Origin of the sequence: Nocardia callitridis (assembly GCF_039543305.1) — a bacterium.
In the GTDB taxonomy this organism is placed as follows: Bacteria; Actinomycetota; Actinomycetes; order Mycobacteriales; family Mycobacteriaceae; genus Nocardia; species Nocardia callitridis.
On record NZ_BAABJM010000002.1, the window covers coordinates 708,398 to 721,348 of the forward strand.

The window sequence follows — 12,951 nt, forward strand, 5'->3', positions numbered from 1 at the left end:
GAACCCTGCTGCGTAGCAATATCATTCACCGAACCGACGGAGGCGATGTGCCCGACGATCCCGAACGGCCGCTGCCGTTGCTCACCGCCGACAACGAGTTCTTCTGGACCTCGGGAGCCGACGGGACACTGCGCGTGCAGCACTGCGTCGAGTGCGCGGCGCTGATCCATCCCCCGCAACCGGTCTGCCGCTACTGCCGCGGTCACGAGATTGCGGTGCGGGAAGTCTCCGGGTTCGCCACCCTGGTCGGATTCACCGTCAACCACCGGTTCAGTGTGCCGGGAATGCCCGCGCCCTACATCGTCGCCCAGGTGGCGCTGCTGGAGGACGATCGAGTCCGGTTGACCACCAACATGATCGACTGCGAGGCCGACCAACTCACCCTCGGCATGCGCGTCGAGGTGTGTTTCGAGCAGATCGACGATGTGTGGTTGCCGCTGTTTCGGCCCAGTGCCGAGCAACCCGAACTCGCGCCGCTGCCGCGCGACGAGATCGCCCCCGAGCGCATGCACGAGCACGTGCGCCCCATGCTCGGCACCCGCAAGTTCGAAGACCAGGTCGCGCTCACCGGCATCGGGATGTCGCAGATCGGTCGACGCCTCATGCGCGCACCGCTGTCGCTCACCGTGGAGGCGTGCGAACGCGCCGTCGCCGACGCGGGCCTGGACCTTGCCGATATCGACGGTCTGTCCACCTACCCCGGTGGCGGACAGCTCGGTGGCTTCAGCGAAGGTGGCATCACCGCGCTCGAATCCGCCCTCGGCATCCGACCCACCTGGCACAACGGCGGTATCGAAACCTTCGGCCCCGGTGGATCGGTGATCGCGGCGATGCTCGCCGTAGCGGGCGGGCTGGCCAGGCATGTGCTGTGCTTCCGCACGCTGTGGGAGGCGACGTTCAACGAGCGCATGCGCAGCGGCGCGATCCCGCGCTCCGGTAGCGCACGCACAGCCAGCTGGATGACACCGTTCGGCGCCACCTCGGCCGCACACACCCTGGCGCAGAACGCGCAACGCCACTTCCACCGGTACGGCACCACCCGCGAGACCCTGGGCTGGATCGCGTTGAACCAGCGAGCCAATGCCGAACTCAACCCCACCGCGATCTATCGCACCCCGATGACGATGGACGACTATCTCGGCGCGCGCCCGATCACCACACCGTTCGGCCTCTACGACTGCGATGTGCCCTGCGACGGCGCGGTCGCCGTGCTCGTCTCCGCCGCCGATACCGCCCGCGACCTCGCGCAGCCGCCGGTGCTGGTGGAGGCCGTCGGCACCCAGATCCTCGAACGCCTCGACTGGGACCAGAGCACCACGGCGCACGAACCGCAGGTGCTCGGCCAGGCCGCGCACCTCTGGTCGCGTACGAGCTTGCGGCCCTCCGATGTCGATGTGGCCGAGCTGTACGACGGGTTCAGCTTCAACTGCCTGTCCTGGATCGAGGCACTCGGCTTCTGCGAAATCGGGGGCGCCAAGGACTTTCTCGACGGCGGCAAGAACATCGCGCGCGACGGTCTGATCCCGATCAACACCCACGGCGGACAGCTCTCGCACGGTCGCACCCACGGCATGGGATTGCTGCACGAGGCCGTCAGCCAATTGCGCGGCCATGCGGACGCGCGCCAGGTCGCCGACGCGAAGGTCGCCGTCGTGTCCAGCGGGGGGCTCACCCCCAGCGGAGCGATACTTTTGCGGAGCGACACATGACCGCCACCCCCGAGACGGCCGACGCTGGCACGCACGAGGTTTCGGTGCTCGCGCAGGCCCGCGTCGTCGACGGCATCCCGATGTCGGGCTTGCTCGCCGCGGCCGCCGAACCGCGCGCGGTGATCCTGGCGCTGCACGGTGGCGCGGTGCACTCCGGCTACTACGACTGCCCCGGCCACCCCGATCTTTCGCTCTTACGTACCGCCGCGGCACTCGGCTACACGGTGCTGGCCCTCGACCGCCCCGGCTACGGCGCCTCGCACCCACACGCCGATGAGTTGCGTTCGGCGGATCGGCGCGTCGAGCTGGTCTACGGCGCGCTGCGCCGACACCTCGGCGCGCGCTCCTACGGTGCGGGCTTGTTCGTGTGGGCGCACTCGTCCGGGTGTGAACTCGGAATCCGCGTCGCCACCGAGCAAACACTCGCCGCCGCACACGGATTCGAACTCCTCGGCATCGAGCTCGCGGGCACCGGTCGTGCACACCAACCCGTCGCGCACGAGCTCATCGGCACGATCCGTCGCGACCTTCCGCCCGGCAGTGTGCGCGATCTGTTGTGGCAGCCGTTCGCGCTGTATCCGAGGGAACTCGTCGGCGGCGCCGCGATCGGGTCACCAAGTCCTCCTTACGAAGCCGAGGTGGTCACCCGGTGGCCGCGCCACGATTTCCCGACCCTCGCACCGAGGGTGCGCGTACCGGTGCACTTCACCGTGGCCGAACACGAGAACGTCTGGCGCGGCGACCGATCCGCACGCGACGAGATCGCGGCCGTATTCCCGCGAACAACGGTCCGCTTCGATGACCAACCGGGCGCGGGCCACAACCTCAGCCTCGGCCACGCCGCGCGCGCCTACCATCTGCGCGCATTGGCATTCGTCGAGGAATGCGTTGTCGCGCGGGGTAATACGTTTACGCCGGGTTCCGCCGCGGCGAGCATGGCCGACACCCACGAGTCGGTAGACGCGGACGCCGGGGACTTCGCCGCCGCCGACGTCGCGGACAACAACGGCCGAACTGCGACGAACCCGACCTCGAACGGTCGCGGAACTCACGCCCGCGTCGGCCCTCGACACGGCATCGCCGCTGATCCCGAGCTCGCCGCCGGGGGGACACCATGAGACCCGTAGTGGCGCAGTGCGACTCGGTTTCGGACGAGCACACGAACCCCGATGGCGCCGAACGTCGACCCGACGCCACTGCGGTGCCCGCCGAGGCCGCCGAACGTCGTCCCGCGAGACCGTTCGACGCGCAAGATGACTCGATCCCCGATGACAACCCGACACAACAAGCGGAGGTGGGCCGATGAGCGTCGGCGATATCGGACTCTTACTGATCCGCGTGGTGGTGGGTGCCACCATGCTCGCGCACGGGGTCAACCATTGGCGCGGCGGCGGCAAGATCGCGGGGACCGGCCGCTGGTTCGCCAGCCTCGGTTTACGCAACGGGCCGTTGCAGGCGTGGCTGAGCGTGCTCACCGAGATCGCGGCGGGGGTACTACTGATCCTCGGGCTGCTCACGCCTTTCGCCTGCGCGGCAATCATTTCCGTCATGTTGGTGGCGGGGGTACTCGCGCATCGCGGGAACGGATTCTTCGTGATGAACGAAGGCTACGAGTATGTGCTCGTGCTCGCGGCGGTGGCGCTGGCGGTGGCACTGCTGGGCCCCGGCGAGGTATCGGTGGACGCGCTTGCCGACATCGCCATCACCGGGTGGGCCGGTGGCGCGATCGCACTGATCCTCGCGGTGGTCGCGACGGGCGGACTGCTGGCGGTGTTCTGGCGGCCGGAACGCCACAGCGAACAAGCGCGAACCGCATGACCGCGACAATCGAACGGGAGGCGCACTGATGCGTGTCGGATTCATCGGGCTCGGTAGCCAAGGCGGCGGCATCGCTCGCCGCATCGCGCATGCCGGGTACCCCACCACACTGTGGGCGCGGCGGCGTGAGGCGCTCGTCCCGTTCGACGACACCGGGGCGAAATACGCGAACTCACCCGCCGAATTGGCGGAGCTCAGCGATGTGGTGTGTCTTTGCGTGGTCGCCGACGCCGACGTGCGCGAGGTCGTCAGCGGCGAGAACGGGGTACTGGCCGGATTGGCCGAAGGCGGGATCATCGTCATCCACAGCACCGTGCACCCGCAGACCTGCCGCGACCTCGCCGATCAGGCCGCGGCCAAGGGCGTCACGGTCGTGGACGCCCCCGTCAGCGGTGGCGGCGGCGCGGCCGAGGAAGGCCGCCTGCTGGTGATGGTCGGCGGCGCCGACGCCGATGTCGCGCGGTGTCGTCCGGTGTTCGAGAGCTACGGCAATCCCGTGGTTCACCTCGGCGCTCTCGGCTCCGGCCAGGTCGCGAAGCTGCTGAACAATCTGTTGTTCACCGCGAATCTCGCTACCGCCGCAAGCACATTGACCCTCGGCGCCGCGCTCGGCATCGATGGCGATCAACTCGGCCGAGTGATCACCCACGGCACCGCGGACAGCTTCGCGCTGGGGCGGGTGGTCTCCGCGGGCGGCACCCTCGATCGCATCGCGCAACACGCGGGCGGATTGCTGCGCAAGGATGTCGGGTTGGTGGCCGGGCTCGCCGGAGCGGCGGACGTGCGACCCGGCGTGGTGCTCGATGCCGCCGACGCCACGCTCACCATGATGGATCATCCGAGATGAGTACGCCGGTGCGCGTCGGCCGGAGGGGTCTGGCGATGATCGGGCAGCTGCTCGCGGCGGGTTGTCCGTTGATCTGCGACCATGCAATCGCAACACGCATGGCCACACAGGGTTTCGACACCCCCGCGACGCCGAACAATTCGGTGCGAACGAACGGTGCCGGTCGGCTCGGCGCGGCGCACGAGCGCGCGTTCGACCCCACACGGCACCGGATAGCCGATCCGCGATGAGTACGCCGGTGCGCGTCGGATTCGTCGGGTCGGGCCGGATGGGTCTGCCGATGATCGAACGGCGTGTCGCGAGGGGTTGTCCGATGTGGATCACGGGCCAGCCGGACGAAACAGGCACGGCGCCACCGTGGTCCGTGCCAGCTTCTCCCCCGAGCAGCCCGGCGAGACCGACCGGCTTCGGCTGGGTCGGCGCGGTGCACGCGGGCGAACTCGACCCCGCACGGGACCTGGGAGCCGATCCGCGATGAGCATCCCGATGCGCGTCGGATTCGTCGGACCGGGTCGGATGGGTCTGCCGATGATCGAACGGCTCGTCGCGGCTGGTCATCCGGTGTGCGTCTCGGATCGGTCGGGCGAAAAAGGCTCCGCACCAGCGGAATCCACGACGTCGCCGACACCCGCCGGGCCGAGCCCGGTTACTGATGACGGTCGGCACGGCTCGGCGAGCGAGTCGCAGTCACATGACACACCCGCTGGCACGGCTGTGCACGCCGCGCGACCCGGTGCGGGTGCGGAAGACGACCACACCCCCTCCGACACTGACAGTTCCGGAGCGCTGACCGCGAGAAAGTACGCAGCCCTTCATCACTCAGGAGCGCGGACGGTAGGCACGGTGGCCGAAGTGGGCGTGGACGCCGACCTGGTGATCGTCTGTGTGTTCACCGACGAGCAGGTACGCGCGGTCTGCCTCGACGGTGAACTGTTGGCGCGCATGCCCGCTGGTTCCACCCTGGTCGTGCACACAACAGCAAGCCCTGCCACTGCGGAAGCCGTCGCGACGCGGGCCGCCGTTCGCGGCATCGGTGTGCTCGACGCGGCCATCAGCGGTGGCCCGCACGATATCGCGGCAGGACAACTCACCCTCTATGTCGGCGGCGACAAGGACACATTCGACAGGACCCGACCGGCGCTCGCCGCCTATGGGGATCCGATACTGCACGTCGGCGCCATCGGCGCGGGGCTACGGACCAAACTGGTGAACAACGCGCTGTTCGCCGCCCAGCTCGGACTCCTCGCGGACGCGGTCGCCCTCGCCGCGCACCTCGGGATCACCGAACACGCGCTGTTGGAGGCGTTGTCGCACGGCAGCTCGGGTGGTCGGGTAATCGACCGCGTCGCCGCGCGCGGCTCGCTCACCGAATTCACCACGGCCGTCGGCGGTTTCCTCGACAAGGACGTCGCCGTCGTCGAGCGCACCGCGGCCGAACTCGGTGGCGATCTCGGGGCGCTGGGCACCGCGATCCGCGCGCGACGGGGAGTCGAGCACGCATGAGCGCCCGACTAGCTCCTCGGCCCCGCGTCCACCTCGTCCGAGCCACCCGGAGCCCGCCGCCTCGGCCCCTCCAGGCGTTCCAGTTCGCGCTCGACGACCGCCAATGCCTCGGCGTGACCGCTGGACATGCCGAGCGTCTGTTCCATCACCAGCACCCGCGACAGGCTCGTCATGAAGAACAGGATGGCCGAAGGTGGAAAGTCCCCGAGATTGATCTCGTAACGCGGCATCAGGTTCTCGAGGGCCTCGAGTTGGGTCGTGCGAAACAGCTCGGCGTAGCGCGCCACCTCGGCGCGAATCGTCTTGCGGTGGTTGGACAGTCCGACGAATTCCATGGTCAGCGCGGTGCCTGCGGACTGGGTACTGAAATCCCAGAACGCCCACAGCGGCTGGTCGGAGTCCATCAACCGCGCCTGGTACGCCAACCCTTCCTCGGCACGACGACGGAAGACATCCAGGAACAGATCGTCCATGGTGCGGAAGTAGTAGTGCACCAGTTGAGGTTTGAGCCCGGCCGCCTCCGCGACCCGACGCGAGGTGACCGCCGCGTAGCCCTTGTCGAGCATGAGCTGCTCGGCGGCGTCGAGCAGCAGCCCACGGTTCTTGGCGTCCGGCGCACCGATCCTGCGCGGCGATGCCATCGCAGCCTCCTCAGTTCTCCGCATCGTGAATAGTCCGAATTGTCGGTTACCGCGGCCACTTTCCGCCATTGACCGCGCAGATCACCCTATGCTAAGCATGTGCTCAGCAGCAATTGCTGAGCACATGCACAGCATCCGCGGACAACCCGCGCGCCCTCTCCGCATCGCGCATCCCGGATCGTGCTCATCTCGCCAGGAGGTCCAGCCCCATGACCACCCACTTCGACGACACCCGCCCTGCCATCGACACCGACCGTGTCGATTTCTTCACCGACCCCTCGATCGTCGCCAACCCGTACGACTACTTCGAGGCCCTGCGCGACCGCTGCCCCGTCGTGCGCGAACCGCACCACGGCGTCATCGCGGTCACCGGTCACGAGCAGGCCACCGAGGTCTACCGCGACCACAACACCTACTCCTCCTGCATCGCGCCGATCGGCCCCTTCCCCGGACTGCCGTTCGAACCCGATGGCGACGACATCGGCGCGCTGATCGAGCAATTCCGCCACCAGATCCCACTCAACGAACACCTGGTCACCTTCGACCCGCCCCGGCACACCGCGCATCGCGCACTGCTGCGCAAGCTCATGACGCCACGGCGGCTGAAGGAGAACGAGGAATTCATGTGGCGGCTGGCCGACCGCCAGATCGACGAGTTCTTCAGCCAGGGCAGCTTCGATCTGATGGCCGAATACGCCCAGCCGTTCGCGGTATTGGTGGTCGCCGATCTGCTCGGTGTCCCCGAGGAGGACCGCGCGAGCTTCCGCGCCGTCCTCGGGGCCCAACGCCCCGGCTCCATCCAGGAGGACGAGGCGCTCACCGACAACCCGCTGCAATTCCTGGAAGAGAAGTTCACCGGCTACATCGAACAGCGCAGGAGCACCCCGCGCGACGATGTCCTCACCGAACTCGCGACCGCCACCTTCCCCGACGGCAGCACCCCCGAAGTCATCGACGTCGTCCACATCGCCTGCTTCTTGTTCGCCGCGGGCCAGGACACCACCGCCCGCCTGCTCAGCTCCGCGCTGCACGTGATCGCCGAACGTCCGGATATCCAGCGGCAATTACGCGAAAACCGTGACCTGATCCCGAATTTCATCGAAGAGACGCTGCGCATGGAGAGCCCGGTGAAGAGCGACTTCCGGCTGGCGCGCACCTCCACGACACTCGGCGGCGTCGATGTTCCCGCGGGCAGCACGGTGATGGTGCTCAGTGGCGCGGTCAATCGCGACCCCGAACGATTCGAGAACCCTGCCGAATTCCGCCTCGACCGCCCCAACGCCCGCGAGCACCTCGCGTTCGGCCGTGGGATCCATTCCTGCCCAGGCGGACCGCTGGCCAGGGTCGAGGCGAGGGTCAGCATCGAAAGGCTGCTCGACCGGATGTCGCGGATCGCGATCGACGAGTCCGTGCACGGCCCCGCCGACGCGCGCACCTACGAATACGAACCCACCTACATTCTGCGCGGGCTGCGGAAACTACACCTCGAGTACGACCCGTCCTGAGCCACGCGCCTTTTCGAGAAAGAAGTAGCGATGAACGACAACAGCAAATCCGCGCCGCAGACCAGCCGCGTCGCGGTGATCACCGGCGGCGCGTCCGGCATCGGCCTTTCGGCCGCACAGCACCTGGCCGCGCAGGGACACCGGGTCGCCCTGTTCGATCGCCAGGGTGAACTGGCCGAACAGGAGGCGAAGGCACTGCGCACCGGCGGCGCCGACGCTCTGGCCGCCGAGGTAGACGTGACCGACCGTGCCAGCATCGACGCCGCGCTGACCACCGTGCGCGAGCGCTTCGGCCCGGTGCAGATCATCGTGACCAGCGCGGGGATCGAATCGTTCCAACCCGTCACCGAGATCACCGCACAGGACTGGGATCGGCTGATCGCGGTGAACCTCACCGGCACCTTCCAGAGCATCCAGCCGGTGGTTCCCGACATGATCGAGGCGGGGTGGGGCCGGATCGTCACGATCTCCTCATCGAGCGCGCAATCGGGAGCCCCGAGCATGGCGCACTATGTGGCGTCCAAGGGTGGGGTGATCGGCCTGACCAAGGCGTTGTCGTTCGAGCTTGCGCCGCAGGGTATTACGGTGAACACGATCCCGCCGTCGATCATCGACACACCGATGGCGCGCAATGCCGAGCCCGGCGCCATCGTCCCCGATCTGGACGCACTGGCCGCGATGACCCCGGTCCGCAGAACCGGCACCCCCGACGACGTCGGCGCCGCCTGCGGCTACCTGTGCTCCGAGCAGGCCGGGTTCATCACCGGCCAGGTGATCGGCGTCAACGGCGGCTGGTACATCTAGCTGCGCGACCGCCCCCGCTCGGCCTTTGTCCGACGCCAGAACCAGGTGACCGGACACCGGACCGGCCTCCGGAGTACTCGACGCCGCGTCGTCCACCTCGGTCGACACAAGGCCGGGCCCATGGTCGGACTCGTTGCGACGGTATATGTTTCCTCACACGACGAGGGATCTCGAGCGACGAGAACGCGGCTTCCGATGACAACACCGGCCCTATGGTCGTATCGCTCGACAGCGGACGATACGTCGCCTCCGTCGGCCTGCTACCGAACGCGAGCACGGTGCGCCCGTGCCTAGACCCCTCCGTCGCCGATACCGCCTACGACGGTCGATATCTCGTCGCCACGCTCCCGGCATCCGAACGCACTCGCGCGCAGCTCGCGGTGACGGCGCTACGCCAAGCCCGTGACCAGTCCCGCTGCGGCAGCGGGCTATTCGTTGTCGCCGGTCGCAACCGGCCGGGCCGGGTTCGCGCTCCATTGCGACCATGATCCGGGGAACAGCGCTGCCTCGATACCGAGGATGCGCAGCGCCGCGATGTCCACGGCGGCGGTCACGCCCGATCCGCAATAGACGCCGACAGCGGGCGCGGTCGTCGCGCCCGCGGCGGCGAACACCCGCTCGAGTTCCACTGCGGGACGGAAGAAGCCAGCGTCGTCCAACACGCCGGAGCTCGGCACGTTGCGCGCACCGGGGATATGCCCCGCGACCGGGTCGACCGGCTCCTCGTCACCGCGGAAACGTTGCGGCGCACGCGCGTCGACCAGCACCCCGGACTCGGGTGCGGCGGCAGCCTCGAGGACGGTCAGCGTCGGTAGCTCGCCCTCGTAGAGATCGTCACGCAGCACCTCGATGTTCCCCGGCGTGATCTCCTCGGCCGCCGACGACACCGGGAACCCGGCCGCGATCCACGCGCCGAGTCCACCGTCCAGAATCCGGACATCGGAAATCCCCGCCGCACGCAGCACCCACCATGCGCGCGCCGAGCCCGCGCGATTCCAGTTGTCGTAGAGCACGATCGGCACGCCGGTGCGCGCGCCCCAGCCGCGCGCCGCGTCCTGCAATGCCGCTCCCGTCGGCAGCGGATGACGACCTTGGCCGGTCACCGAGTGGTCCGATAGTTCGGTCTCCACATCCGCGTACACCGCACCGGGGATATGGCCACTCGCGTAGTCCGCGCGGCCGTCGGGGCGCCCCAGCTGCCAGCGAACATCGACTACGGTCACCGGGTCACCGGCGGCAAGCCGCGCCGACAACTGTTCGGCGGTAATCACCGTGTCGGCGCGGAAGGCATCTGCTCGCAGGGCCATGTCGTGACTCCTCTCGTCCAGTGCACAGAACTACATCCCGGCTCGGCGGCGCAGGGTTGAAATCGACAAGATCGCAATACCGCGGCGGCCGGTGAACCCGATACATCGGAGGTTTCGATCAATCGGAGCCTGCGCAAACATACTCCTGTGCGCGAAGATGAGATTCGGCAACAATGCGTCGTATATCGAGGAGATCACGAATGCCACTGTCCCCGAACAGCATCGGACTATTCACGGGGACGGTCCTGCTCGGCAGCGACATTCCGGCACGCTATCGACACGACCGGTCCGGCCATGTTCCTTCCGGTGCGCCCGAGGCGCTGGTTTCGGCTGCGAATGTCGACGATGTGCGGCACGCGGTCCGGCTCGCCGCGGACTCGGGGTGGTCGGTAGTCGTGCGCGGCGCGGGAAGCGGGCTGGCGGGCGCCGCGGCCGCTGGCGCGGGAGCGCTGGTCCTCGACGTCTCCGGGCTGGACCAGATCCTCGAAATCGCGACGAGCGACGAGCTGGCGGTGGTGCAACCGGGCGTGAGTGCGGCCGTACTCGACACCGAGGCCCACCGACACGGACTGCGCTACACACCCGATCCCGCGAGCACCGCCATTTCGACCATCGGTGGCAATATCGCGACGAACGCCGGTGGATTGCGCTGCGTGAAGTACGGCGTGACCGGGGATTCTGTCCTCGGGCTCACCGTTGTCCTCGCCGACGGCGAGCTACTACACACGGGTCGCCGCACCGCGAAAGGCGTTGCGGGCTTTGACCTCACCAGCCTTTTCGTCGGCTCGGAAGGGACGCTCGGCGTCATCGTAGCCGCGACCGTGCGCTTGCAGCCGGTGCCGGTAGACACCGTCACCGTCGCCGCGTATTTCGCGGATATCGAGCAGGCGGCCGCCGCCTGCGCCGCGGTCCTCACCGCTCGGGTGCGGCCCGCGATGCTCGAACTGCTCGATGAGGCATCGCTGCGCGAGGCGCAGAATCTGCTCGGTGTCCGCGCGGAAGCGGCGGGTGCGTTCGTGGTCGCGCAGACCGACGGGTTCGGCGCCCGCGCGGAGGCCGACCGCATCGCCGAGACATTCGGGCGCGTGACCGCGCGGGTGCGCGTCGGCACCGACGCCGAGGCCGCGCACGAGCTTTTGGCCGTGCGCCGCGCGGCCCTGCCAGCCTTGGAGCGTCACGGCCGGGTGCTGATCGAGGACATCGCCGTCCCCCGCTCCCGGATTGCGGAGGCGGCCCGCAAGATCACCGAGATCGCCGCACGCCACGACAGCCGCATCTACACCTTCGGCCATGCCGGGGACGGCAACCTGCATCCGATCATCGTGGTACCCACCGACGATCCGGATGCTCACCCACGCGCGGTGGCGGCGGCCGACGAGATCTTCGCCACGGCACTGGAACTGGGCGGAACGATCACCGGGGAACACGGCATCGGCGTCTTGAAACGCGACTGGCTGGCCTGCGAACTCGGGCCGAGGGCACTGCGTGTCCAGCTCGCGGTCCGCCGCGCACTCGACCCGAACGCGCTGTTCAACCCCGGCAAGGCGGTATGAACATCGCCGCGCGAAACATGCGCGCCCCGGCGATCCGACATCGCGCCTGTCGATGTAGCGGCGGGTCACGCGACGGCCATCCAGTCGATGACGTGCTCGAGGCCGGGACCCGTCGGTGAGATCAGCGAATCGTCGATCTACTTCGGCGAGTGCACGACAACCTCGCCGACGCGCGCGATAACCCCGCCTACTCGAGCGGACGCGCGTGATTCGGATCGGGGAACGAGTGCCGGTACCGACGACCACCTACCGGGCCTCGTCGCAGCCAAGAAGATCTGCCGACTCCGCGCGAACACCCTTGCACACCAGCCCTTTACGCGACGCCGCGCAACCGCCGTCCCGCCACCGCTCGGTAGTGGTCGGTGATCGCCTCGATGGCGGTGCTCTCGATGGCGGCGTCGAGGCCGCGCCGAGCCACCAGGCGCACATCCACCGAACCCATCGCGGGCAGCGCGCGCACCTCGCTCACACCGTCGGGAACCATCGCGTGGAACGGCAGCAGCGCGATACCGAGACCGGCTTTGGCCGCGGCCAGCACGCCATCGAGGTTTCCCGACTCGGCGGTCACCGATACCTCGTAACCCAGTTCGGTCAGCTTGTGCACCGCGCGCCGACGGAGGCCACACGGTTCCTCGAAGGCCACCAGCGATATCGGGCCCGGCACCCGAGGAAGCTGCCAGCCCGGCCCCGCGACCCACCGCAATTCGAGTTCACCGACCTGCGCGCCCACCGGATCACCATTACCGCCGAGCACCACCGCGAGATCCAGGGCGCCCTTGGTCACCGATTCGGTCAGGGCGGTGGACCGCTCGATCCTGAAGTGCAGATACACATCCGGATAGGCCGCGCGCAACACGCCGAGTAGTTCCGGCAACAGCCCGTCGGCGGCGTGTTCGGTCGACCCCACCGTGATGCGCTGTGGATCCGAGGGGGTGAAGCGGGCGAGCATGCCGTCGTGCGCGGCGAGCAGCAGGCGCGCCTCGACCACCAGCCGTTCGCCGTCGGCGGTGAAACGCGAACTGCGACCGTCCTTTTCCACCAGCGACAGCTTCAACCGCCGCTCCAGGAGCCGAACATGCTGACTGATCGTCGGCTGACTCAGATGCAGGGCGTCGGCGGCGCGGCGAAATCCGCCGGTGTCGGCGATGCTCACCAAGGTGCGCAAATGCATCAGGTCCAGCGGATCCGCCATGTGTCCTCGCCGCGTCGAAACAATAGGAATATTCACGCGATTCAAGCGCGATCGCATCGCATTGAATACCCT

The 12,951-nt window shown here is 68.2% G+C and carries 13 protein-coding genes and 1 pseudogene; 11 read left to right on the top strand and 3 right to left on the bottom strand.

The features are described 5' to 3' along the window. Positions 1 to 47: 47 nt before the first annotated feature. The 8 genes and pseudogenes from ABEA50_RS12020 (at position 48) to ABEA50_RS12055 (ending at position 5,877) form a co-directional block, all read left to right on the top strand. Entirely contained in the window at positions 48 to 1,709 is a 1,662-nt protein-coding gene (locus ABEA50_RS12020) for a thiolase C-terminal domain-containing protein (protein WP_345495372.1), read from the top strand. Next, a complete protein-coding gene (locus ABEA50_RS12025; protein ID WP_345495373.1) occupies positions 1,706 to 2,827 on the top strand; it encodes an alpha/beta hydrolase in 1,122 nt (373 codons plus the stop codon). The genes ABEA50_RS12020 and ABEA50_RS12025 overlap by 4 nt, the downstream gene beginning before the upstream one ends. After that, positions 2,824 to 3,015 (top strand): hypothetical protein, encoded by a 192-nt coding sequence (locus tag ABEA50_RS12030; protein WP_345495374.1) that lies wholly within the window; start codon positions 2,824 to 2,826, stop codon positions 3,013 to 3,015. The genes ABEA50_RS12025 and ABEA50_RS12030 overlap by 4 nt, the downstream gene beginning before the upstream one ends. Next, a complete protein-coding gene (locus ABEA50_RS12035; RefSeq protein ID WP_345495375.1) occupies positions 3,012 to 3,527 on the top strand; it encodes a DoxX family protein in 516 nt (171 codons plus the stop codon). The genes ABEA50_RS12030 and ABEA50_RS12035 overlap by 4 nt, the downstream gene beginning before the upstream one ends. 28 nt (positions 3,528 to 3,555) lie before the next feature. After that, a complete protein-coding gene (locus ABEA50_RS12040) occupies positions 3,556 to 4,374 on the top strand; it encodes an NAD(P)-dependent oxidoreductase (protein ID WP_345495376.1) in 819 nt (272 codons plus the stop codon). Continuing rightward, positions 4,371 to 4,604, top strand: coding sequence for a hypothetical protein (locus ABEA50_RS12045; RefSeq protein WP_345495377.1), 234 nt, complete (start codon positions 4,371 to 4,373; stop codon positions 4,602 to 4,604). Before ABEA50_RS12040 ends, ABEA50_RS12045 begins: the two co-directional genes overlap by 4 nt. Positions 4,605 to 4,860: 256 nt before the next feature. After that, positions 4,861 to 4,956: pseudogene (locus ABEA50_RS12050) on the top strand (NAD(P)-binding domain-containing protein); the annotation flags it as partial. Between the two features lie 204 nt (positions 4,957 to 5,160). Next, positions 5,161 to 5,877 (top strand): NAD(P)-dependent oxidoreductase, encoded by a 717-nt coding sequence (locus ABEA50_RS12055; RefSeq protein WP_425577642.1) that lies wholly within the window; start codon positions 5,161 to 5,163, stop codon positions 5,875 to 5,877. A gap of 8 nt (positions 5,878 to 5,885) precedes the next feature. Here ABEA50_RS12055 and ABEA50_RS12060 read toward each other — a convergent pair whose 3' ends face one another. After that, positions 5,886 to 6,518, bottom strand: coding sequence for a TetR/AcrR family transcriptional regulator (locus tag ABEA50_RS12060; RefSeq protein WP_345495378.1), 633 nt, complete (start codon positions 6,516 to 6,518; stop codon positions 5,886 to 5,888). A 209-nt stretch (positions 6,519 to 6,727) separates the two neighbouring features. On the opposite strand from ABEA50_RS12060, the gene ABEA50_RS12065 reads away from it, so the two are divergent. Together ABEA50_RS12065 and ABEA50_RS12070 are read left to right on the top strand one after the other, a co-directional pair. Further along, positions 6,728 to 8,023 (top strand): cytochrome P450, encoded by a 1,296-nt coding sequence (locus tag ABEA50_RS12065; RefSeq protein WP_345495379.1) that lies wholly within the window; start codon positions 6,728 to 6,730, stop codon positions 8,021 to 8,023. Between the two features lie 30 nt (positions 8,024 to 8,053). After that, the gene (locus tag ABEA50_RS12070; protein ID WP_345495380.1) at positions 8,054 to 8,827 is read left to right on the top strand and encodes an SDR family NAD(P)-dependent oxidoreductase; all 774 of its coding nucleotides are present in this window, start codon (positions 8,054 to 8,056) and stop codon (positions 8,825 to 8,827) included. 428 nt (positions 8,828 to 9,255) lie between these two features. Here the strand turns inward: ABEA50_RS12070 and ABEA50_RS12075 are convergent, their stop codons facing one another. Continuing rightward, positions 9,256 to 10,134, bottom strand: coding sequence for a sulfurtransferase (locus ABEA50_RS12075; protein ID WP_345495381.1), 879 nt, complete (start codon positions 10,132 to 10,134; stop codon positions 9,256 to 9,258). 200 nt (positions 10,135 to 10,334) lie between these two features. Between ABEA50_RS12075 and ABEA50_RS12080 the strand changes: the two genes are divergently transcribed. Continuing rightward, the gene (locus tag ABEA50_RS12080; protein WP_345495383.1) at positions 10,335 to 11,687 is read left to right on the top strand and encodes an FAD-binding oxidoreductase; all 1,353 of its coding nucleotides are present in this window, start codon (positions 10,335 to 10,337) and stop codon (positions 11,685 to 11,687) included. Positions 11,688 to 12,000: 313 nt separating this feature from the next. On the opposite strand, the gene ABEA50_RS12085 is transcribed toward ABEA50_RS12080, so the two are convergent. Then, the gene (locus ABEA50_RS12085) at positions 12,001 to 12,879 is read right to left on the bottom strand and encodes a LysR family transcriptional regulator (protein ID WP_345495384.1); all 879 of its coding nucleotides are present in this window, start codon (positions 12,877 to 12,879) and stop codon (positions 12,001 to 12,003) included. Positions 12,880 to 12,951 lie beyond the last annotated feature (72 nt).

Coding starts and splice junctions, on each gene's coding strand:
- ABEA50_RS12025 (WP_345495373.1), top strand. CDS start 1,706: ATGACCGCCACCCCCGAGACGGCCGACGCTGGCACGCACGAGGTTTCG.
- ABEA50_RS12030 (WP_345495374.1), top strand. CDS start 2,824: ATGAGACCCGTAGTGGCGCAGTGCGACTCGGTTTCGGACGAGCACACG.
- ABEA50_RS12035 (WP_345495375.1), top strand. CDS start 3,012: ATGAGCGTCGGCGATATCGGACTCTTACTGATCCGCGTGGTGGTGGGT.
- ABEA50_RS12040 (WP_345495376.1), top strand. CDS start 3,556: ATGCGTGTCGGATTCATCGGGCTCGGTAGCCAAGGCGGCGGCATCGCT.
- ABEA50_RS12045 (WP_345495377.1), top strand. CDS start 4,371: ATGAGTACGCCGGTGCGCGTCGGCCGGAGGGGTCTGGCGATGATCGGG.
- ABEA50_RS12060 (WP_345495378.1), bottom strand. CDS start 6,518: ATGGCATCGCCGCGCAGGATCGGTGCGCCGGACGCCAAGAACCGTGGG.
- ABEA50_RS12065 (WP_345495379.1), top strand. CDS start 6,728: ATGACCACCCACTTCGACGACACCCGCCCTGCCATCGACACCGACCGT.
- ABEA50_RS12070 (WP_345495380.1), top strand. CDS start 8,054: ATGAACGACAACAGCAAATCCGCGCCGCAGACCAGCCGCGTCGCGGTG.
- ABEA50_RS12075 (WP_345495381.1), bottom strand. CDS start 10,134: ATGGCCCTGCGAGCAGATGCCTTCCGCGCCGACACGGTGATTACCGCC.
- ABEA50_RS12080 (WP_345495383.1), top strand. CDS start 10,335: ATGCCACTGTCCCCGAACAGCATCGGACTATTCACGGGGACGGTCCTG.
- ABEA50_RS12085 (WP_345495384.1), bottom strand. CDS start 12,879: ATGGCGGATCCGCTGGACCTGATGCATTTGCGCACCTTGGTGAGCATC.